At 38.5% G+C, this 22501-nt stretch carries 11 protein-coding genes; all 11 read left to right on the top strand.

Annotated features, from left to right (window positions below; all coding sequences use genetic code 11):
• Positions 1-61: 61 nt before the first annotated feature.
• The 11 genes from K319_RS0103175 (at position 62) to K319_RS0103125 (ending at position 22445) form a co-directional block, all read left to right on the top strand.
• On the top strand, positions 62-1438 hold the full coding sequence (locus K319_RS0103175) for a rhamnogalacturonidase (RefSeq protein WP_027382305.1): 1377 nt from the start codon (positions 62-64) through the stop codon (positions 1436-1438).
• Positions 1438-4293 carry a glycoside hydrolase family 2 protein gene (locus tag K319_RS0103170; RefSeq protein WP_034671295.1) on the top strand — a complete coding sequence of 952 codons (2856 nt, stop codon included), beginning with the start codon at positions 1438-1440 and terminating at the stop codon, positions 4291-4293. The genes K319_RS0103175 and K319_RS0103170 overlap by 1 nt, the downstream gene beginning before the upstream one ends.
• Before the next feature lie 183 nt (positions 4294-4476).
• Positions 4477-7248 carry a glycosyl hydrolase gene (locus tag K319_RS0103165; protein ID WP_027382303.1) on the top strand — a complete coding sequence of 924 codons (2772 nt, stop codon included), beginning with the start codon at positions 4477-4479 and terminating at the stop codon, positions 7246-7248.
• A gap of 142 nt (positions 7249-7390) precedes the next feature.
• A complete protein-coding gene (locus K319_RS19735; RefSeq protein WP_034671292.1) occupies positions 7391-8194 on the top strand; it encodes a DUF4350 domain-containing protein in 804 nt (267 codons plus the stop codon).
• A gap of 326 nt (positions 8195-8520) precedes the next feature.
• A complete protein-coding gene (locus tag K319_RS0103155; protein ID WP_027382302.1) occupies positions 8521-10398 on the top strand; it encodes a rhamnogalacturonan lyase in 1878 nt (625 codons plus the stop codon).
• A 44-nt stretch (positions 10399-10442) separates the two neighbouring features.
• Positions 10443-11603, top strand: coding sequence for a glycoside hydrolase family 88/105 protein (locus K319_RS0103150; RefSeq protein WP_027382301.1), 1161 nt, complete (start codon positions 10443-10445; stop codon positions 11601-11603).
• A 155-nt stretch (positions 11604-11758) separates the two neighbouring features.
• Complete coding sequence (locus K319_RS0103145) at positions 11759-13465, top strand: FG-GAP-like repeat-containing protein (protein ID WP_169712647.1); 1707 nt, start codon at positions 11759-11761, stop codon at positions 13463-13465.
• A gap of 122 nt (positions 13466-13587) precedes the next feature.
• A complete protein-coding gene (rhaT, locus tag K319_RS0103140; protein ID WP_027382299.1) occupies positions 13588-14676 on the top strand; it encodes an L-rhamnose/proton symporter RhaT in 1089 nt (362 codons plus the stop codon).
• Positions 14677-15049: 373 nt separating this feature from the next.
• Complete coding sequence (locus K319_RS0103135; protein WP_027382298.1) at positions 15050-18091, top strand: SusC/RagA family TonB-linked outer membrane protein; 3042 nt, start codon at positions 15050-15052, stop codon at positions 18089-18091.
• Between the two features lie 20 nt (positions 18092-18111).
• The gene (locus K319_RS0103130; RefSeq protein WP_027382297.1) at positions 18112-20181 is read left to right on the top strand and encodes a RagB/SusD family nutrient uptake outer membrane protein; all 2070 of its coding nucleotides are present in this window, start codon (positions 18112-18114) and stop codon (positions 20179-20181) included.
• A gap of 161 nt (positions 20182-20342) precedes the next feature.
• On the top strand, positions 20343-22445 hold the full coding sequence (locus K319_RS0103125; protein WP_027382296.1) for a bifunctional rhamnulose-1-phosphate aldolase/short-chain dehydrogenase: 2103 nt from the start codon (positions 20343-20345) through the stop codon (positions 22443-22445).
• Positions 22446-22501 lie beyond the last annotated feature (56 nt).

The following is a 22501-nucleotide window of genomic DNA, read 5'->3' as shown; positions in this document are numbered from 1 at the left end:
ATGCGCTAATTACACAAAAACTATATTTTTATTTTCGTTTATTAGCTATATAAAATCGATTATGAAATTTCACAATATATCAAAGCTTTTCTTAACTTTTTCTCTTCTCTTTTCTTTTTCATCTTTAAAAAGTCAGGACAAATTTCCAGACGGAACAGCCATTCCGAAGTGGTTCAAAGAAAACAAGCCAACCGATGTCAATACATTAGGCAAAAAATACATCATTACAGAAAACGGAATGAAGAACGACAGTACGGTTCTTCAGACCAAAAAGCTTCAGGAAATTATTGATGTTGCTGCGAAAAACGGCGGCGGTGTTATCATCGTCCCGAAAGGAACTTTTCTTATTAGTTCGGTTTTCTTTAAACAAGGAACTCATTTATATTTAGAAAATGGTGCAAAATTAAAAGGAAGCGATGATATCAACGATTTTCCTGTGGTGACAACAAGAATGGAAGGGCAGACCGTAAAATATTTTCCGGCTTTGATCAATGCAGATGGATTAGACGGTTTTACCATTTCAGGAAAGGGAACCCTTGACGGAAACGGACTAAGATTCTGGAAATCATTCTGGAAAAGACGCGAATGGAATCCTAAATGCACAAATATGGATGAAATGAGGCCGAGGATCATCTATGTTTCCAATTCAAAAAATATTCAGATTGAAGGAATTACGGTAAAAAATTCACCGTTCTGGAGCACGCATTATTACAAATCTCATTTCGTTAAATTATTAAATCTCACGATTCTTGCTCCAAAAGCTCCGGTAAAAGCCCCAAGTACGGATGCAGTTGACATCGATGCCTGCACGAATTTCCTGATTAAAAATTGCTATATGTCAGTCAATGACGATGCCATCGCTCTGAAAGGAGGAAAAGGTCCGAAAGCCGACACAGACCCAAATAACGGAGAAAACAGAAATATTTTGATTGAAGACAGTACCTTTGGTTTCTGTCATTCGGTTTTGACTTGCGGAAGCGAATCTATCCACAATTACAACGTGCTTTTACGCAACTCTGTGGTGAAAGACCCATCAAGATTGCTGCACCTGAAAATGCGTCCAGACACGCCTCAACACTACGAATATGTGACGGTCGAAAACATCAAAGGAAATGTAAAAACCTTTTTGTATGTAAAAGGCTGGAATCAGTTTTTTGATTTGAAAGGTGAGGAAAGACCTGGAAAAGGATTAGCCAATAACATTACTTTAAAAAATATTGATATCACCTGCGAGACCACTTTTTCTATTGAAAAATCAGATTTATTTGATTTAAAAGATTTCACTTTTGAAAATCTTAAAATTAAAGCCATAAAGCCTGAAGAACAGAATTTAAAAACCATTCAGAATTTAAAGCAAAATAAAGTTAACGTAACGAAAGTGGCTTCTCTTACACTATCTTACGATAAAAAAGACGATTCAAAAATTGCTGCAAAATAATGAGTTTTTTTTCCAAAATATTAGCTCTGTTATGTGTCTGTTCACAGTTTTTGTTTTCTCAGTCTAAAGAAATTCAATTCTTAAGTGGGAAAGATGCTGAACATACCAAAGAATGGGATTTTTGGATAAATTCAGGTAGAAAATCAGGAAGCTGGAGCAAAATCAATGTGCCTTCTCATTGGGAACAGCAAGGTTTTGGTTCGTACAATTACGGTCGGGATTATGTAACGTATGGTAAAAACTTCAAGTTTCATGACGAAACAGGTTTGTACAAACACAAATTCACCGTTCCCAATTCCTGGAAAGGAAAAACCATCAACATCGTTTTTGAAGGTTCAATGACCGATACCGAAGTGAAAATCAACGGAAAATCGGCAGGAGCAATTCATCAGGGTGCTTTTTATGAGTTTAAATATGATGTTTCGGATAAAATTCAATTTGGAAAAGAAAATATTCTGGAGGTAAAAGTCTCCAAAATGTCAGCTGATAAATCTGTCAACAATGCAGAACGCTTAGCTGATTATTGGATTTTAGGTGGAATTTTCCGACCGGTTTATTTGGAAGCAACTTCGAAAGAACATATTTCATCAACGGCAATTGATGCTAAAGCAGACGGAACTTTCCGTTCGAATATTAGGTTGAAAGGAATTAATTCCACAAATAATTTGAAAGTTGAAATTTTTGATATTAAAAATAATTTGGTTGGTGAATCTCAGGTTCAAATTCAAAAAGGAGATATTTTAAAACAGATTCAGTTTTCCGTTAAAAACCCAAAACTATGGACAGCGGAAACACCGAATTTATACAAAGCTAAATTCACTTTAAATAAAAACAAAAAAACAATCAGTCAAACTGAAGAAAAGTTTGGTTTCCGAACGATTGAAATCCGCAAAGGTGACGGAATTTTCATCAATGGAACAAAGGTAAAAATGAAAGGCATCAATCGTCACGTTTGGTGGCCGGAAACGGGTAGAGCGGTCACGGAAAATATCGATTTAATGGACGTTAAGCTCATCAAAGAAATGAATATGAATGCCGTTCGTTGTTCTCATTATCCACCGAATAAATCGTTTCTGAAAATTTGCGATTCGCTTGGTTTATATGTTTTGGATGAATTGGCGGGTTGGCAAAGAAAGTACAGCACAGAAGTCGGGAAAAAGCTTGTAAAAGAAATGGTTACAAGAGATGCCAATCATCCGTCAATTATTTTCTGGAGCAACGGAAATGAAGGCGGACATAATTTTGATTTGGATGCCGAGTTTGCAAAATACGACTTGTCAAACCGACCTGTCATTCACGCGCATCACAAACCAGGAAACGCTTTCAACGGCATCGACTGCAATCATTATGAAGATTATTACAGCACAAAAAATATCCTCGAAGGCGAAAATATTTATATGCCGACCGAGTTTTTACACGCACAGGACGACGGCGGTGGCGGAACTTCTCTCGCCGATTATTGGGAATTGCATTGGAATTCCAAGAAAGGAGCGGGAGGTTTTTTGTGGGCTTTTGTGGATGAAGGTTTGGTACGAACGGATTTTAATAATCAGATTGATGTCAATGCGATTAATGCTCCCGACGGAGTGTTGGGGCCACATCGTGAAAAGGAAGGTAGTTTCTATGCTATCCGTGAAATTTACAGCCCGGTAAAAATTGATTTGAAATCGTTACCAAACGATTTTAACGGAAATATTCCTGTTGAAAACCGCTATCATTTTACGAATTTAAAAGACTGTCAATTTGAATGGAAATTAATTAAATTTAAAACACCATTTTCTTCTGAATCAGGTTTTGATATTATTAAAACAGGAAAAGCAGAATCTCCAAATATTCAACCGACAGAAAAAGGAAATATAAGTTTAAATCTTCCTCCAAACTGGAAAGAAAATGAAGGCTTGTTATTAGCGGCAACTGATTCTTTCGGAAAAGAAATTTATACCTGGACCTGGAAATTGAAGTCGAATGATGAAATTTCAAAGCAGTTTTCAAAATCTTTAATCAAAGAATTTCAGGTTTCTGTGACTGAAAATGATGCTGAATTTATTCTAAAATCAGACGAAAAAGAATTTGCCATTGGAAAAAAAGATGGCTTATTAAAATCTGTGATTGTCGATAAAAAAGGCAAGAAAATGACCTTCAAAAATGGCCCTGTTTTCGTGAACGGAACAATGGAATTATCATCTATAAAATCTTTTGCAGAAGGACAAAACCAACTGATTGAAGTCAATTACAAAAACGGAAATAAAATCATTTGGAAGCTCAATCCGAATGGGATTTTAGAATTAAATTATGAGTATTCTTTAGCGGGAGATTATCAGTTTGCAGGCGTAAGTTTCGATTATCCAGAAAATTATGTCATCAACGCAAAATGGCTTGGAAAAGGCCCTTATCACATTTGGAAAAACCGAACTCAGGGACAGACTTACAATGTTTGGCAGAATTTAAAAAACTCAACAAGAACCGGACAATCGCCGTGGATTTACCCTGAATTTAAAGGTTATTTTGATGATGTTTCGTGGTTGCAACTGGATACAGCCGAAGGAAAAATTACGATTGGAACAAAAGAAGAAAAAATGTTCGTCAGACTTTTCGATTTTTACGGAATTTATGGAGCGGAAGGTTATCCGAAATTGCCAAGCGGAAATATTTCATTTTTAGATGCGATTCCGCCGTTGGGAACTGTTTTGGCGTTTAACATTAACGATAAAACCGAATCGTTAGGACCGGAAAGCGAACCGAATCATCTGAACGGAACGTTTAAAAGAACCTTATATTTCTATTTCGGATTGCCGGATTTAGGCGATGAAAATAAACAGTTTACAATGCCAAAAGAAAATATTTTGACGGATTAATTATCAGGCTAAATAAATTGATTTGATATAAGAATTTAAATAATAAAACCATAAATCTTCATTTCTTAATGTTGAAAAATAAATCTTTGATTTTTAAAACTAATGTATTCTTCTGAAAAGCAGAATTACAAAACTTTAAATAATTTAAGTCTGAAAAAAGTTTTGTTCTTAATTATAAATTTAATGAAAATTAAAAGTATACTCAAACTCAGCGTTCTATGTTTCACCTTCGGAAATCTTTCCGCACAGAATCCGTGGCCAAAAGCAAACAATACCGCTCAACCGTGGACTCGTTGGTGGTGGATGGGAAGTGCGGTCGATGAAAAAGGTTTGGATAAACAACTGACAACCCTTTCCAAAGCAGGTTTTGGTGGAGTAGAGATTGTCCCGATTTATGGTGCTAAAGGTTTTGAAAACAAATACATAAATTATCTTTCTCCGGAATGGATGAAAATGTTACAATTCACGACTGACAAGGCTAAAAGTCTGAATATGGGCGTTGATATGTCGGTTGGAACAGGCTGGCCAATTGGCGGACTGCAAGTTGATGAAAATGATGCAGCAACAAAAATGATTGTTCAGACTTATGACATTCAACCGAATGAAAAATTTTCTGAAAAGATTGTTTTAAAAGACGAGAAACAGAAGAATATAAAAGCCACAAAACTCGATATTGTAACCGCTTACAATGAGAAGAATGAAGCGTTTGTCTTAACAGATAAAGTAGCTCTAGACGGAACTTTAAACTGGAAACCAATCTCTGGAAAATGGACAATCTACGCAGTTTTTGTTGGCAAAACTTTACAGAAAGTAAAGCGTGCCGCTCCGGGTGGCGATGGCTACACTTTAGACCATTTTTCTCCCGATGCAACAAAGGATTATCTGAAAACTTTCGATAAAGCTTTCGGAAATTCAAACTATGGAGTCCGTTCGTTTTTCAATGACAGTTATGAGGTTTATGGTGCAGATTGGACGGTAAATTTTAAAGAAGAATTCAAAAAAAGAAGAGGTTACGATTTAAGTCAGTATATCAAATATTTGGTGAGCGATGATGAAAGTGAAATCGCCGGAAGAATAAAATCAGATTATCGTGAAACGATGAGCGAACTGATTCTTCATAATTTCACAGAAAACTTTACGAATTGGGCACATTCCAAAAACTCAAAAAATACGAATCAGGCACACGGTTCTCCGGGGAATTTGCTGGATTTATACGCTGCAGTGGATATTCCTGAATCTGAAACTTTCGGAAGCACAAAATTTGATATTCAGGGTTTGAGAAGGAATCTGGAAGACATTAATACGAAAGAAATTCCCGACATCAATATGTTGAAATTCGCTTCTTCGGCAGCCAATATTACCGGAAAATCTTTGATTTCCAATGAATCCTTTACTTGGTTGACGGAACATTTTAAAACGTCTTGGTCACAGGTAAAACCTGAAGCAGAACAGATTTTTTTATCCGGAATCAACCATATTTTTTATCACGGAACGACGTATACGCCCGCTGATGTTCAGTTTCCGGGCTGGTTGTTTTATGCTTCGACGAATTTTGTTCCAGAAAATTCGTTGTGGCCGAATATTAAAGGTTTAAATTCTTACATCGAAAGAACACAATCCGTTTTGCAAAGTGGAAAATCAGACAACGAAATCCTGATGTATTGGCCGGTTTACGACCAATGGGCGAGTCCGAAAGGGAAAGATATGGCGTTCAAAATTCATAATATTGAAAAGTGGTTGCATCCGACCGTATTTTACGAAAACCTTGAAAAATTAGGAAAATCCGGTTATTCTCTGGATATGATTTCAGATAAAATGGTTGGTGAAGCAAAGTTTGAAAATCAAAATATTCAGGTTTCGAAAAATGGTGGTTCTTACAAGGTTTTAATTATTCCTCAGTTGATTTATTCTTCTGAATCCACTTTAAGAAATATTTTAAACTTAGCTCAAAATGGCGCTTCAGTGATTTTCCAAAGCGAGCCAAAAAACGTTCCGGGATTTTTTGAATTTGAAAAAAGAAGAAAAGAATTACAATCTTTATGGGCTAAAATTCCTTTTCAGCAGGATGGAAATTTACAATCAGCAACATTCGGAAAAGGAAGAATTGTGTTGAGTTCTGATGTTGAAAAAGCTTTAGAATATTTAAAAATTGAAAGAGAAAAATTAACGGATACAGGATTGAAATTTGTCAGAAGAAAGTTTGACGGTGGAAAATATTATTACATTGTCAATCATACTTCAAAAGAAATCAATCAGAAAATTCCTTTGAATTTTATCGGAAAACAGATTGCCTTAATGAATCCTGAAAACGGAGATTTTGGTGTTGCTGAAGCACAGAATAATTCGGTAAAAGTTCAACTGAAATCAGGAAAATCATTAATTATAAAAGCTTCAGAAACTACGGATAATTCAATTTCAAAATGGAAATATATTGAAAAAATGGAAGCCCCAATTATTTTAAATCAACCTTGGCAACTGACTTTCAAAGAAGGCGGTCCCGAACTTCCGAAATCGAGAGTTTTAGACAGAATTCAGCCTTGGACAAATTTTACTGAAGACGCTTCAACACAGAGTTTTTCAGGAACCGGAGTTTACACGACTTCATTTAAATTAAATAAAAAAGCCGACGATTTTGTACTGAAATTCAACAAATTATATGAAAGTGCAAAAGTGATCATCAACGGACAAGATGCGGGAATTGTCTGGAGTTTACCGTTTGAAATCAACGTCGGAAAATATTTGAAAAAGGGAAAAAATACCATTCAGATTGAGGTTTCAAACCTGATGGCCAACCGAATCCGTTATATGGACCAGAATAAAATCCAGTGGCGAAATTACCACGAAATCAATTTTGTAAACATTGATTACAAACCATTCGATGCATCAAATTGGAAAGTACAACCTTCAGGTTTGGATGGCGAAATTCAATTAATTCCTGTATATTTCTCAAAATAATTTAGAATTAGGAATTAATATTATAGAGACACTTCGACAAGCTCAGTGTGACATCTCTACTAATAAACGTTATATTTTAGCGTTGTCATCCTGAGCTTGTCGAAGGATTGTCGAAGCCTTTTGAAAATAGAAATAAATATTTATGAATAAAAATATCGTAAAAACATTGGCATTAGGAACGCTCCTCACATTTGGATTTTCCAATGCTCAAAACAAACCGAAAGTCGTTTTGGACAACTTTTTCAACAACGAAAAAAAGGAAAATAAAGAAACCAAAGTTTTGGAATCGTGGCATTACACGTGGAACGACACTTCCAACGGCGGATTTTCTTTGCTAGGCGAAATCTTCCAAAAGCAAGGTGCAGAAATCAGCACTTTGACGACCGCTCCATCCAAAAAAGACTTGAAAAACGCTAATATTTATATCATCGTTGATCCCGATATCGACAAAGAAGCGTACGGAGGAAAAGCCAATTTGATTGACGCTAATTCCATCAAAAACCTTACAGAATGGGTGAAAAAAGGCGGTGTTTTGGTTTTGATGAGCAACGACAATGGCAATTCCGAGTTTGAGTATTTCAATAAACTGGCGGAAAAGTTCGGCATTCATTTTAACGATGACAGCATCAACAGATTGAAAGGCAGGGAGTTTGAGAAAGGTGCAGTCTACGTAAAACCGGGAAATGAAGTGTTTTCGGAACTTAAATTATATATGAAAGAAGTCAGTACCATTTCGGTAAAAGCACCTGCAAAGCCATTTTTGTATGCTCAGAATCAGGCGATTGGTGCTATCGCAAAAGTTGGAAAGGGAACTGTGTTTGCGTTAGGTGACCCTTGGTGCTACAATGAGTACATCGATGGAAAGAAGCTTACCGAGGATTTTTCCAATTATGAAGGAACCGAAGAATGGGTAAAATGGTTACTCAAGCAGGTTTCCAAAAAATAATTGAGTGTGTGCAATCGATTGAATTTAATTGTTGGGGATTATTTGGGCAGCTTTTCCGCCTTCCGCTCCCAATCTTTTTTGCAAGAAGATTTCGGTCTAAATAGAACTTGAGGAATATGCAAAAAAGGATTTCCGCTCAAGTCGGGCTGCGAAAAATTAAACGTTTTAAATGTCATTATTAGAGCATTTGTCATTCTGAACGAAATGAAATGGAGTGAAGAATCTTAACTAAACCAATGAAATTCTTCTTCGTCAGAATGACATTGTGGAAATATTAGTTTATAAAAGCATTCAGCCAAACTTATTAAAAACAAGAGATTTTAAATATGAAAATCAAATATATCTTCATTACATCCGCTTTATTTCTTTCGCAAATCTTCTTTGCCCAAAGACAAATGGAATATTTAAAGCGTGGAATCGTTGCAATTCCTGCAGAATCAGGTGTTTTTGTAAGTTGGCGATTGTTGGGAACGGAAGCTCAGGATACCCATTTCGATGTATACCGCACAGAAAATAATCAGACCAAAAAACTGAATGAGAAACCGTTGTTCAATGAAACTAATTTTTTAGATAAAACCGCTGACATAGGAAAAAATTACACCTATTTTATAAAATCAAATACGCAACATCAGGATGTTGACCAGGATTTTGCAAAATATATAGCCAATCAGAAATCTTATTTTTCAATTCCTTTAAAAACACCGGAAGGCTACACTCCAAATGATGCTTCAGTTGCCGATTTGGACGGAGACGGAGAATACGAAATCATCCTTCATCAAACGGGAAGGTCGCACGATAACAGCCAAAAAGGAGAAACTGACCCGCCGATTATTCAGGCCTACAAACTGAACGGACAGTTTTTGTGGGAAATCAATTTAGGCAAAAATATTAGGGAAGGAGCGCATTATACACAGTTTTTAGTTTATGATTTAGACCAGGACGGAAAAGCGGAAATCGTAATGAAAACTGCTGATGGAAGCAAAGACGGAAAAGGAAAATATATTGGTGACCCAACAAAAAACTACGTCAATGAAAACGGAATGATTCTTTCTGGTCCGGAATTTCTAACGGTTTTTGACGGACAAACCGGGGCGGAAATTAATACAGTAAATTATGAAGTTCCAAGATTCGCAGGGGGTTTAAATCCTACCAACGAAGAAATGACCGAAACCTGGGGCGATGCCAAAGGAAACCGTATCGACCGATTTTTAGGAGCTGTTGCTTACTTGGACGGAAAAAGGCCAAGTGTCATTATGTCGAGAGGGTATTACACTAGAACAGCGATTGCTGCTTGGGATTTCAAAGATAAAAAACTCAGTCTTCGATGGCTTTTTGATACCGAAAGTTCCGAAGAAAACAAACAATACCGCGGACAGGGAAATCATAATCTGAGCATTGCAGATGTTGATAATGATGGAAAAGATGAAATTATTTTCGGAGCAATGACGGTTGACGATGATGGGAAAGTTCTGAACAGTACAGGTTACGGTCACGGCGATGCTTTACACGTTGGCGATTTAGACCCAACCAATCCCGGATTGGAAATTTTTGATATTCAGGAACGGTTTGACGATGCGGGAGCGCATTTCAGAGACGGGAAAACAGGAAAAGTTTTGTGGAAATTACCGTCAACCGTTTATAGTCAGGCAAGTAAATTTCAAGGACCGGGAAGGGGTTTGTCGCTGAACATTGACCCTCGGTATGAAGGTTCAGAATGTTGGGCATCCGGCGCAGGATTAAAAGGTGTTTACAGCGCAAAAGGCAAAAAAATCAGTGATAAAAATCCGGCAGTGAATATGGGGATTTATTGGGACGGTGATTTTTTAAGCGAGATTTTAGACGGAACTGTTGTTTCAAAATGGGACTGGAAAAGAGAAAAATCCAATTTGATTTTCGATGCAAAAGATTTTCAATGCGAATCGAATAACGGGACAAAGAAAAATCCGGCTCTTGTTGCCGATTTGTTTGGGGACTGGCGCGAAGAAGTAATGTACAGAACGGCCGATAATCAGGAATTGAGAATTTTCAGTACAACCATTCCGACGCAACATCGATTGTATACTTTGATGCACAATCCGCAGTATCGACTAAGTATTGTCTGGCAAAATGTAGGCTACAATCAACCGCCGCACACCAATTATTATTTGGATGAATCAATTAAAGAACTGCCGAAGCCAAATGTTATCTCTGTAAAAAGAAATTAATTCCAAGCAATTAGAAATTCAATTTAAAAAATAAAATCAATATAATGAAGAAACTATTAACAACAGGTTTTTTGGCACTCATCATCGGAGGTTTTACTTCCTGCTCTGTACAGAAAAGCAACACGGCGTCAAAAGTTGAAATTCCAAATAAAAAAGAAGTTTTGGAAGTTTCAAGACGAGCCAATCAATATTTTATGAACAAATGGCCCGATACGAAAAAGGAGATTGTCGGGAAAAAAGTTTGGCCGAGTAATCTTTGGACAAGAGCGGTGTATTATGAAGGGTTGATGGCGTTATATTCTGTTGACCCAAAAAAAGAATATTATGATTATGCAATGTCTTGGGCAAATAATCACAACTGGGAATTACAGCGAGGAACCTACACCCGAAACGCCGACCACCAAGCTTGCGGACAGACCTATATCGATTTGTATGAAATCGACGAAAGAAAAAATCCGGAAAGAATCAAAAACGTGAAAGCTGCGATGGACAGTATGATTGCCACCAATAAAGTGGATGACTGGTGGTGGATTGATGCGCTTCAGATGTCGATGCCGATTTTTACCAAATTGGGAAGAATAACAGGTGAGCAAAAATATTTTGACAGAAATTATGAAATGTATGCCCACACCAAGTACAAAGAAGGCGGAAACGGTCTGTACAACCAGGCTGATAAAATCTGGTGGAGAGACAAAAGTTTTATTCCGCCTTACAAAGAACCAAATGGTGAAGATTGCTACTGGAGCCGTGGAAACGGTTGGGTAGTCGCTGCTTTGGCAAAAACATTGCACGATACACCGAAATCTGACCCTCATTATCAGGAATATCTCCAAGATTACAAAGATTTGTTGGCGGCTTTGTTGCCGATTCAGCGGGGAGATGGTTTCTGGAATGTAAGTCTTCACGACCCCACGAATTTTGGCGGAAAAGAAATGACCGGAACGGCACTTTTCGTTTATGGAATGGCATATGGCGTCAACAATAATTTAATCGACAGAGAAACTTATCTGCCGGTTTTGGTCAAAGCGTGGAATGCCATTGTAAAAGATTCTGTGCAGCCGAACGGATTTTTAGGCTGGGTTCAGGGAACAGGAAAGGAACCGAAAGACGGACAACCTTTAGCGGTTGATAAGGTGCCGGATTTTGAAGATTACGGATTAGGCTGCTTGTTGTTGGCTGGAAGCGAGGTTTATAAGTTGAAATAACAAAAAAGCAACAGCGTATGCAAATCAAAACTAATATTACATTTTCAGAAGATATTCGAGATATGCTTTTCAAATTGTTTATTATTGAATTTAAAATGAGGCTGTTGCTTTTCCACAAAAAGTTTTTAATGGAGCAATGTTCATTCTCAAAAAAAATGAGTTTAATAATTTTGATATTTTCGATATCATTTTTTAATGCCCAGAATGACCGAGTTAAGGATATTATTGTTCCGGCGTCCGACTTTGTAGATGAAATTCCGAAAGGTAATTATCTCACCGATGCCAATCAGCAAAAGCAGGAATGGCTGTTCAACAATACGGGGATTCTGCTCAATTCAGAAACCAATCTGATGACCAGAATTATTGTTCCCCAAGCAGACGATTACCATCTTTTTGTCCGCAGCAGCGGCAATGAAAAGAGTTCATTCAAAGTGATTGTCAATGACCAGATTACTTCAGGAATTTTTGGACGTGATAAAATGAATTGGCAGAATGGAGGTGTTTTTAAGCTGAGAAAAGGTATTAACGACATCAAAATCACAAGAATTCGTGGCGGAGCAATGTTCAATGTTTTCGCATTCAGTAAAAATCCGAATCTCAAAATTGAAGATATTCGTTCGAAACAATTGAATGAAGACGTAGTTCTCATCAAAGAATATAAAATTCCGACAAGCAATGCTGTGAAATTCGGTGATGTGAATGGCGACGGAAAAACAGATTTTCTGGTTTTGGAAAGAGATTTTTCGGCTCGTGTTTATGATAACAGCGGAAAAGAACTCTGGCAATGGAAAGCGCCTGAAGAATATTCGAAAGAGCGTTCCGAGTTTGAGGCGCCGGGCGTTATTTGGGATTTTGATAATGACGGAAAGGCGGAAGTTGCACATTGGCGAATGATTGACGGGAAAGAATTTCTTGTCATTGTCGATGGAACCACAGGAAAAATAAAATATAAAACCGAATGGCCGACTCAGCCACTTCCACACGTGTACAATAATTTCCGTCTTGCTGTTGGAAAACTTACCAAAAACCGTCCGAATGAACTGGCCGTTTTTACCGATATGGGAAATACAATAAACATTACGGCTTATGATAGCCAACTAAAAAAACTTTGGCAACATACCGAGAAGCGGAAAAAAGATAATTTGGGACATTACATCTATCCGGTTGATTTAAATAACGACGGAATCGATGAAGTTCTCATCGGTTCACTTTTACTGGACGCAAAAGGAAATGAAATCTGGAATAAGTTTGATTTACTGCCGGATAATCACGACCACGCCGACAGTTATAAGTTGGCTGACATCAACGGGGACGGAAAAACAGACCTTGTCACCGCCAACAGTGAAACCGGGGTTTTTATTTATGATGGAATGACGGGGAACATCATCTGGCAGAATGTTGCTGAACATACACAGCAGATTCAGGTTGGAAATTTTCTTAAGAATATGCCCGGATTACAGGTTGTTGCCGGCGCACGCACATACGGCAACAGAAAATTGGGAGAACCTTATCTCTCGAGTCAGCTGTATTGGTTTAATCAAAGCGGAGATTTTCTTTTTAAATGGCCGGGAAATCCTGTCAACGGCAATCCGGATTTTGTTAAGGGATTTTGGAATGGCAAAACAGAGCAACTTTTTTGGTATAAATTTCTGATTAATGAAAAAGGAAAAGGACAACTTGATTTTCCTGACCCGGTTTTTCATATGTTCGATTTTACGGGTAACGGTGCGGAAGAAGTCATTACGTTAGGTTCAGGATATTTACGAGTTTGGGGCAGCAAATCTGCTGAAAAATCGGGTAAAGACAAAAAGAAAGATGAAATGTACCTGAAAAATACCGTGGTCAATCATACACATTACTAAAATCATCAACATTTCCGGATTATTTTTATACATTTCGCAACTGAATTTCTCTTTGCAGGACAGAGCAAGATGCGCAATCGATTTCGTCTTGTTAATTTTCAGATTCAACAATTACAATAATTATGAATGCACTATTAGGCGTAATATTTCATTTTTTAGGAGGCTTTTCATCGGGAAGTTTCTATTTGCCGTATAAAAAAGTAAAAGGTTGGCAATGGGAAACATTCTGGTTAATCGGAGGTGTTTTTTCCTGGATTATTGTTCCGCCGCTGGCTGCATTTCTTACCATTCCCAATTTCTGGAAAATCATTCAGAATGAATCTTCATCCATTTTGGGACTGACTTTTTTGTTCGGTGCACTTTGGGGAATTGGCGGTTTTATGTATGGTTTGGGCGTTCGTTATCTGGGTGTTGCACTGGGAAGCAGTATTATGTTAGGACTTACGATGGTGATTGGCTCACTTTTGCCGTCAATTTATTATGAATTCAATCCTGAAGCGGGAAAAGATAATATCGGATTAATGTTTTCAAACACTTGGGGACAGTTTGTTTTGCTCGGACTTTTGGTCTGCGTTGTGGGAATCATCATCAGTGGAAAAGCAGGAGTGATGAAAGACAGGGAACTTCAGACCGAATCTTTTGACCCGCACGGAGGTCAGACAAAAACGGAATACAAATTCGGTTTAGGTTTAACAGTTGCGATTATTTCGGGAGTTTTAAGCGCGTGTTTCAATTTTGGGCTGGAAGCGGGGAAACCAATGGCAATGGTCGCAAACGAGGCGTGGAAACTAGCCAATCCGGGACAAGGTGAATTCCTTTTTCAAAATAATGTGACGTATGTTGTTGTCCTCTGGGGCGGGATGGCTTCCAATCTTATCGGCTGTCTTTATCTTTCATTTAAAAATAAATCTTACACCGATTATACCAAGAAAAATGTACCTGTTGTAAAAAATATAATTTTCTGTGCACTGGCCGGAACGATGTGGTTCTTACAGTTTTTCTTCTACGGAATGGGAGAGAGCAAGATGGGCAATGGTCCAAGTTCATGGATTTTACACATGGCATTCATCATTCTTATTGCCAATCTTTGGGGCGTGATTATCAAGGAATGGAAAGGCGTTTCCAGAAAAACTATTTCAACTATTATTGTCGGGATGATCGTGATGTTTATCTCGATTTTGATTGTGGGTTATGGTAACTCGTTGAGATAAGAAACAAATATTGATAATCAATTATGAATAAATTTTCTCTTATATATTGTATAAATTTCTTATACAAATTCCTTTCAAATTAAATGAAAATTGAGCACTGATTTTTGTCAGTGTTCTTTTTTTATAATTAATGTAGATTTCCGAAAAATAATCCGAAATTTTTTTCTAAAATCAAAAATTCAGTCAATTTTATATTAACAATTTTATTTTGAATATTTAAACATAATTCTTAATATTTTGAATATGTGGTTGAAATAATCATTAAAAATTATGATAAATTATTAAATTAATAATGCAGGACAATGCAGGATGCCAAACTTTTCTTAACAATGTACTTTGGCAGTATTAATTTAATATTACTAAAAATTAACATATGTCTTTAATCATTAAACACAAAGCAATAAAGGGAATCGTTTTTCCGGCATTTTTACTGTCCTCTGCTTTTCTTGCTGGTCAACAAGAGACTGTCAGCGATACTGTACAGGTCAGTACCAAAGTTATTGATGAAGTGGTGGTCATCGGTTACGGAACGGTTAAGAAGTCTGACCTTACAGGGTCGGTTTCCTCTGTTTCTGCGAAGGAGTTGGCTGCAACGCCTGCGATGAACGCGCTGCAGGCTTTACAGGGAAGAGCGGCCGGTCTTAACATCGTGACGGCGAGTGGTGCACCCGGCGCCAATGCCAATGTGACCATCCGTGGTGGTGCTTCCATTACACAGGGAACAGAACCGCTTTACATTGTGGACGGTTTCCAGTTGGATAATGCTCTTAACGTTATTAACCCGAACGATATTGAAAGTATCGACGTACTAAAAGGTGCTTCAGCCATCGCCATCTATGGTGCGCGTGGTTCCAACGGTATTATCGTTATCAAAACAAAAGGCGGGAAGAAGGGAAAAACGATTATCAATTATAATAACTTTACTTCATTCGATACATTGTCCAAAAAACTGGATATGATTTCCAATGCGGAAGATTATGTAAAGTATCAGTACGAGATGGCTAACCTGGCTGGCAGAACGGCTCAGTGGAGCAATTATTTCGATAATAATCTTCCACCGGAAACTCCGGGTTTCTACACAGGTGTGTTTAACAGGATTGATGAAAGATATGCTAATGCTTCCACACTGGACTGGCAGAAGAAAATGCTCGGCGGGTCGGGTCTGACTACGAACCATAACTTCAATTTTTCTGTAGGAACGGAAAAGACACAGGCCTTCGTAAGTTATAACTATAACAAGCAGGATGGATTGCTGAGCAATTTTAGCGAGACTAGAAACTCATTGAGAGCCAATATCACCTCTGAGCTTTATAAAGGAATAAGAGTGGATTTCAATTCTGTGTTCAATACCAATTCCCTCAATGGTGGCGGTGCTTATTCCGGGATGAAGAAAATATTACTTCAGCCAATTAGCGGTGGGACACGTTTTAGTCTGGATCAGCTTTTCAATACACAGACCTACGGTGATTTTACAGCATTGGACCCAAGCTATGATACAGAAAACCCTTTCATAGAACTTCAGGCCTCCACATCCAACGCCCGTACGAGGAACTTCGTAGCCAACACAGGTTTGGAAATCGATTTCCTGAAGAATTTTACATTCAGAACGGCGGGACAATATAACTGGAGAAGCGTCAAGTCTACTTCTTTCTCGGATGAAAATTCAAGAGCCAATCTTACAGATCCTACGACTACGGGAATCAATGGAAAAATCGGGAACAGCGAATCCTACGGCTATCAGATTACAAATACAGTAACATATAACAATACATTTGGTAAACATAAGCTTAATGCGTTAATTGGTCAGGAACTCGTTTACTCTCAGTCAGAAAGTAATAATATGACTCTGATAAAATTCCCATTTCCTAACTTCGGTCTGGATGATATTTCCACAGCAACAGTTTCCGACAAGTCCACAGACAGAAGCAGTACAAGCCTATTGTCTTACTTTGGAAGGGTAACTTATAACTATGATGACAGATATCTATTAACTGCAACAGTGAGAAGAGATGGCTCTTCTAAATTTGGTGACAAAAACAAATGGGGCTTTTTCCCGTCAGTAGCGGCTGCGTGGAGAACTTCTCAGGAAAGCTTTTGGCAGAATTCTAAAATCAATAATGTTATCAACGATTTAAAATTCAGGGTTGAATATGGTGTGACGGGAAATAATGATATCGGAAACAATTTGTTCCTGACGACTTATTCCATCACGGATTATCCTATGAACAACACGCCGGGAACACCAGTTTATGTTACAAGCTCCAACCTGGGGAATCCTTATTTGAAATGGGAAGAATTGAAATCGACTAACGTTGGGGTTGACCTTGCATTATTCAACAACAGGATCAAACTGACATCTGAATGGTATAACAACAATGTGAGTGATATGCTTTTGCAGGCCGTTCTTCCGACATCGTCAGGTTACTCAAGACAATACCAGAATATCGGGAATATGAGAAACCGAGGTGTCGAGTTTACATTGAACACAATCAACTGGAGGTCTGATAATTTCAGGTGGTCCACGGACTTCAACATCGGTCATAACCGTTCCAAAGTACTTTCTTTAGAACGAGGAAGAGATTCCAGAACCTTCAGTGTTGGAAGTAATAGAGCCGGTGTGGTAACGTATTATGCCACGGTTGGAGAGCAGCTTGGTGAGATGTACGGTTATGTTTATCAGGGAATCTATACCACGGATGATTTCATCCAGAACGCCAATGGTTCATTGACCTTGAAAGATGGTGTGGTGAAACCAGCAACAGGAACACCGAAGCCAGGAGACATCAAGTTTGCGGCAGATAACGAAGCCGGAGACCAATTCACGAGAAAGATGGTGAAGATTGGTGATGCAACGCCAGATTTCATCGGAGGTATGAGCAATAACTTTTCTTACAAAGGTTTTGACTTAGCGGTATTTATGAAGTTCAGCGTTGGTGGCGATGTTTACAATGCTACTAAACATAGTTTGAGTCCTTATGCTTTGTTTCAGAACGTTCCATCAGAATTCGGAACTAATTTCTATCATCTGATTGACCCGAACACAGGACAACAGACAATGAATCTTGCAAGATTGAAAGAACTTAACCCAAATGAAGATTCAAGACTTTGGAGTCTTAGCAATACCAATACACAGACCATAACCTATCCGTCATCCTATTATGTAGAAGATGGTTCGTACCTTAGAATTGCTCAGCTGACCTTAGGCTATTCCTTACCTAAAAATTTCCTGAGAGACATTATGGTGACCAATGCCAGAATCTATGTTACAGTTAATAACTTGGCTACGATTACAGGCTATTCCGGTTTTGACCCGGAGGTTTCTGCTGCAAGTGGTGTGGCAGTGACACCAGGCTATGACAGTTCTACTTATCCAAGGTCCAGAAGTTATGTACTTGGAATTAACTTAACATTTTAATTTTTTTAAATTGATTTAAAATGAAAAATATATTTAACCAACATAGATTTTTAAAGAAGACGGTCTTAATGTCCTCAATGGTTTTAGCTGTTTTAACAACTAACTCCTGTAATGAAGATTTTCTGGACCAGCCAGCATACAATACAACAGATTCGGATGTTGTTTTTCAAAACCTGCAGACCGCTGAGATGTTCGTATTGGGATGCTACAGAGGTTTGATTCCCACTGAGATGTTCTATCAGCTGGGTGCAGGTGACACGGTGAACCATTCTGTTGAAGCGCTTAATAATTCAAAATACAATGTCTGCAACTATAATTATGATGCCTACACCCCATTCACAGTAACAGGAATTTATTCTGCAATGTATGCCGTTATAGAGCGTACTAATATTGCGGTCTATCAATTAGGCAAAATGCCTGCAAGTGAAAAGCGCGATGCCTTGATTGGCGAGGCTAAGTCTATCCGTGCATTTTGTTATTATAACCTGATTCGGATCTATGGTGATGTGCCTTCGGTATTCGAGCCATTGGAAACACTGGACCCGAATGATGAAAATACATTCTATCCAAAACGTGCCTCTCGCGACGAAATCTATGACAGAATTGTAGGCGATTTGCAGGAAGCATCAGTGACTGTTCCTACATTGGCAGCCAGCGGTTTCGGGACCACAGAACGTTTGTCTAAAGAAGGTGTCAATGCACTGCTTGCAAGAATTGCACTTTATGCTGCAGGTTATTCATTACGCTGGGAACTGAACACATCCAATCCGGGTGTGGTTTCCCGCCGTTCAGACAATGCAAGAGTAAGAGAATTGTACCAGATTGCGGACAATGCTTGTGCAGCTATCATCAATGGAGGAACTAAAAGTTTGGTTCAAGGCCAAGGTGGAAAAAGTGGTTTCGAAGCATTATGGTTTAATTTTGACCGTAGGAATTTTGGTGCGGTCAATTCCGAAATGCTTTGGCATGTTGCATCTTTGGGACAAAATACCAATTCGGCATTCCAGGTGTATGCGCATCCGGGTTATAGAAATGGTGTTTTCGGTTCTCGTTCTTCCCAGCAAATGATATTGCCGTCTTACTATCTTTCGTTCAATCAAAATGATACACGTAGAGATGTGACTTGTACTTCTTATAGTGTCTACTTCCTGGAAGCTGGTGCTGCAGGAGATACTTTTGTGGATGTAGGAACTACTTATTCTGCAATAATGCCTGGAAAATTCAGATTATCCTGGTGCGTTGAGCCACAGGCCGCTGCTGACAGAAATCTTAATATTCCGTTGCTGAGATATGCAGATGTCCTTTTGATGTATGCTGAAACTCAAAATTATCTTAACAATGGCCCCACAGCTGCTGCAAACGCTGCATTGACAGCCGTACGTACAAGAGCTGGCATTGGTTCATTACCATTACCATCCGGACAAGCCGACTTTTTGAAAGCGATTGTTCAGGAAAGAAAATGGGAATTTGCAGGCGAGTTTATGCTTCGTACAGACCTTATCAGAACCAATAGCCTGACCACAGAAATCGAGGCTACAAGACAAGATATGAAAGACCTGACCAGAAGAGTTGGTAAATATGCAAATATTGCTACTTACAGGCTTTACAAATTCCATAAAAATTCTCAGACCTACGGAGACCCATTTTTGGCTTTGCCTTACATTGATATCACTGATCCAACAGAAATTGCTACGATTAAAAATGTTCCGACCAGTTCAGCAAATTATGCAGCTTATCAAACGGCATTAAGAGCGATTGTAGCAGCACACGGACAGCCTACTTCGACAGAAGATAAATGGTATCCTACGCAGATGTTTGAAGCATACACCAGTACATTTAACGGCAATGCGAGAAAAGCAGTAGGGTTTGGAGCGGGATTCAACGTTTTGGGAATGGGTAACAATATGTATTCTAAAGCGTTTGGTTATGCTGAGAACGGAAATGCTTATCCTGGTTGGGTAGAGTCTGCCAATGACGGCCTATTCTTCGGTTTCCAGACCAATAAAACAGAATTGTTGCCATTCGCGGCAGCATCTGCAGGACACCCAATGATAGATAATCCAAATCTGACCCAATTGCCAGGCTATTAATCTTTTACAAATTAGATAGGGTTGGTTTGACTTCAATAATCATCGGATTGAAGTTGAATGTTACTTTAAATTAACTTTAAATCTAGGATTCATCAGTATAGTACGGGATGCCGTTGAAAATCCAACCATCTAATTTTGATAAAAAATTTAGAAATATAAAAATGGAAAACGTAAGAACATTTAAATATGTAGATTATTTGTGGGATGAAGAAAAAGCAGCATCTTTTGGTGATGATCAGGTTGCCTTATTTTTATACCGTTCAAACATATTAGGAGCAGATCTTAGAATTACCAATTACGGTGGTGGGAACACAAGCTGTAAAACCATCGAAAAAGATCCTCTGACCAACGAAGAAGTTGAAGTGATGTGGGTGAAAGGTTCCGGCGGTGATATCGGAACTTTAACCAGAAAAGGAATTGCAGGTCTTTATACCGAAAGATTAAGAAATCTTAAAAATGTTTATGAGGGCTTGGCAGATGAAGATAGAATGGTTGGACTTTTCAATCACTGTATTTTTGATCTGGACAGTAAAGCGCCTTCAATTGATACGCCACTTCACGGTTTATTGCCGTTCAAACATATCGATCACCTCCATCCGGATGCTTTGATCGCAGTCGCAGCAGCAAAGGATAGTGAAGCAATTACCAAAGAAATCTGGGGGGATACAATGGGTTGGGTACCTTGGCAAAAGCCGGGCTTCGACCTGGGGTTACAATTGGAAAAATGTCTGAATGATAACCCTGGGATCAGAGGAATTGTACTAGGTAGCCACGGATTATTTACCTGGGGCGATACTTCATACGAATGTTACATCAATAGTTTGGAAGTCATAGAAACAGCTTCTGAATATATCAATAAGAAAATAGCGGAAAATGGTCAGGTTTTCGGTGGTCAAAAAGTAGAATCTCTTCCGGCTGAAGAACGTAAAGGTAAAGCTGCTCAGATTATGCCTTTATTAAGAGGTTTAGCTTCTTCCGAAAACAGAATGGTGGGTCATTTCACAGACAGCGATGTCGTGTTGGAATATATCAACAGTAATGACTTGGAACGTCTGGCTCCGCTTGGAACGTCTTGTCCGGACCATTTCTTGAGAACCAAAATTCAGCCGTTGATTTTGACTTTGGACAAAAATGAAGATTTATCTGATTCCAAAGCTATTTTAGAAAAACTAAATCCACTTTTCGAACAATACAGACAAGAATACAAAGACTATTACGAAACCTGCAAACATCCAAACAGTCCAGCAATGCGTGACCCGAATCCGGTGATCATCATTTATCCTGGAGTTGGAATGTTCAGTTTCTCAAAAGATAAGCAAACTACTCGTGTTGCAAGCGAATTTTACGTTAATGCAATCAACGTAATGCGTGGTGCAGAAGCTATTTCGGAATACACATCTTTACCAAGACAAGAAGCTTTCGACATCGAATATTGGTTATTGGAAGAAGCAAAACTTCAGAGGATGCCAAAAGAAAAACCGTTGTCAAGAAAGATTGCAATTGTAACCGGAGCGGGCGGCGGAATCGGGCAGGCTATTGCAGATAAAATGTTGGCAGAAGGTGCCGTTGTAGTTTACACAGATTTAAATACAGAAGCTGTAGAATCTGCAACTTCAAAATATAACAAAGACCAGGCGGTTGCCGTTCCTTGCGATGTAACGAGTGAAGAAGCGATTGCCAATGCTTTCAAAGAAACAGTTTTGGCATTTGGTGGGGTAGATATCATCGTTCATTCTGCAGGTTTGGCGATTTCTAAATCATTGGAAGACACAACGACCAAAGACTGGGAACTTCTTGAAAATGTTTTGGTAAAAGGTCAGTTCTTAATGTCTAAATTTGGGGTTGAGATTATGAAAAAGCAAAATCTTGGCGGCGACATCGTAAACATTGCAAGTAAAAACGGTTTGGTTGCAGGTCCAAATAATGTTGCATACGGAACTGCAAAGGCAGCTCAGCAACATATGACGAGACTGTTGGCAGCAGAATTGGCAGCTGATAAAATCCGGGTGAACGTTGTAAATCCTGATGGCGTTATCGTTGGAAGCAAAATCTGGGAAGGAAAATGGGCGGAAGGAAGAGCAAAGGCGAATGGTATTTCTGTTGAAGAATTGCCGGCGTTTTATGCAAAGAGAAACCTTTTGAACGAGATCATCCTTCCGGAAGATATAGCAAACGGTGTTTTCGCCTGTGTTGCAATCCTGGAGAAGAGTACGGGGAATATCATCAATGTTGATGGTGGAATGGCAAATGCCTTTCCAAGATAAAAATAAAAGTAATTTATTAATTGGAGGGCCTGTTTACGGGCAGGCTTTCTTTTTGA

Origin of the sequence: Epilithonimonas caeni DSM 17710, assembly GCF_000426465.1 — a bacterium.
GTDB lineage: Bacteria > Bacteroidota > Bacteroidia > Flavobacteriales > Weeksellaceae > Epilithonimonas > Epilithonimonas caeni.
This window is presented reverse-complemented; position numbering and strand designations above follow the sequence as displayed.

What these genes read in the sequence shown, in the direction of transcription:
- K319_RS0103175 (WP_027382305.1), top strand. Translation starts at nt 62, where the DNA reads ATGAAATTTCACAATATATCAAAGCTTTTCTTAACTTTTTCTCTTCTC.
- K319_RS0103170 (WP_034671295.1), top strand. Translation starts at nt 1,438, where the DNA reads ATGAGTTTTTTTTCCAAAATATTAGCTCTGTTATGTGTCTGTTCACAG.
- K319_RS0103165 (WP_027382303.1), top strand. Translation starts at nt 4,477, where the DNA reads ATGAAAATTAAAAGTATACTCAAACTCAGCGTTCTATGTTTCACCTTC.
- K319_RS19735 (WP_034671292.1), top strand. Translation starts at nt 7,391, where the DNA reads ATGAATAAAAATATCGTAAAAACATTGGCATTAGGAACGCTCCTCACA.
- K319_RS0103155 (WP_027382302.1), top strand. Translation starts at nt 8,521, where the DNA reads ATGAAAATCAAATATATCTTCATTACATCCGCTTTATTTCTTTCGCAA.
- K319_RS0103150 (WP_027382301.1), top strand. Translation starts at nt 10,443, where the DNA reads ATGAAGAAACTATTAACAACAGGTTTTTTGGCACTCATCATCGGAGGT.
- K319_RS0103145 (WP_169712647.1), top strand. Translation starts at nt 11,759, where the DNA reads ATGAGTTTAATAATTTTGATATTTTCGATATCATTTTTTAATGCCCAG.
- rhaT (WP_027382299.1), top strand. Translation starts at nt 13,588, where the DNA reads ATGAATGCACTATTAGGCGTAATATTTCATTTTTTAGGAGGCTTTTCA.
- K319_RS0103135 (WP_027382298.1), top strand. Translation starts at nt 15,050, where the DNA reads ATGTCTTTAATCATTAAACACAAAGCAATAAAGGGAATCGTTTTTCCG.
- K319_RS0103130 (WP_027382297.1), top strand. Translation starts at nt 18,112, where the DNA reads ATGAAAAATATATTTAACCAACATAGATTTTTAAAGAAGACGGTCTTA.
- K319_RS0103125 (WP_027382296.1), top strand. Translation starts at nt 20,343, where the DNA reads ATGGAAAACGTAAGAACATTTAAATATGTAGATTATTTGTGGGATGAA.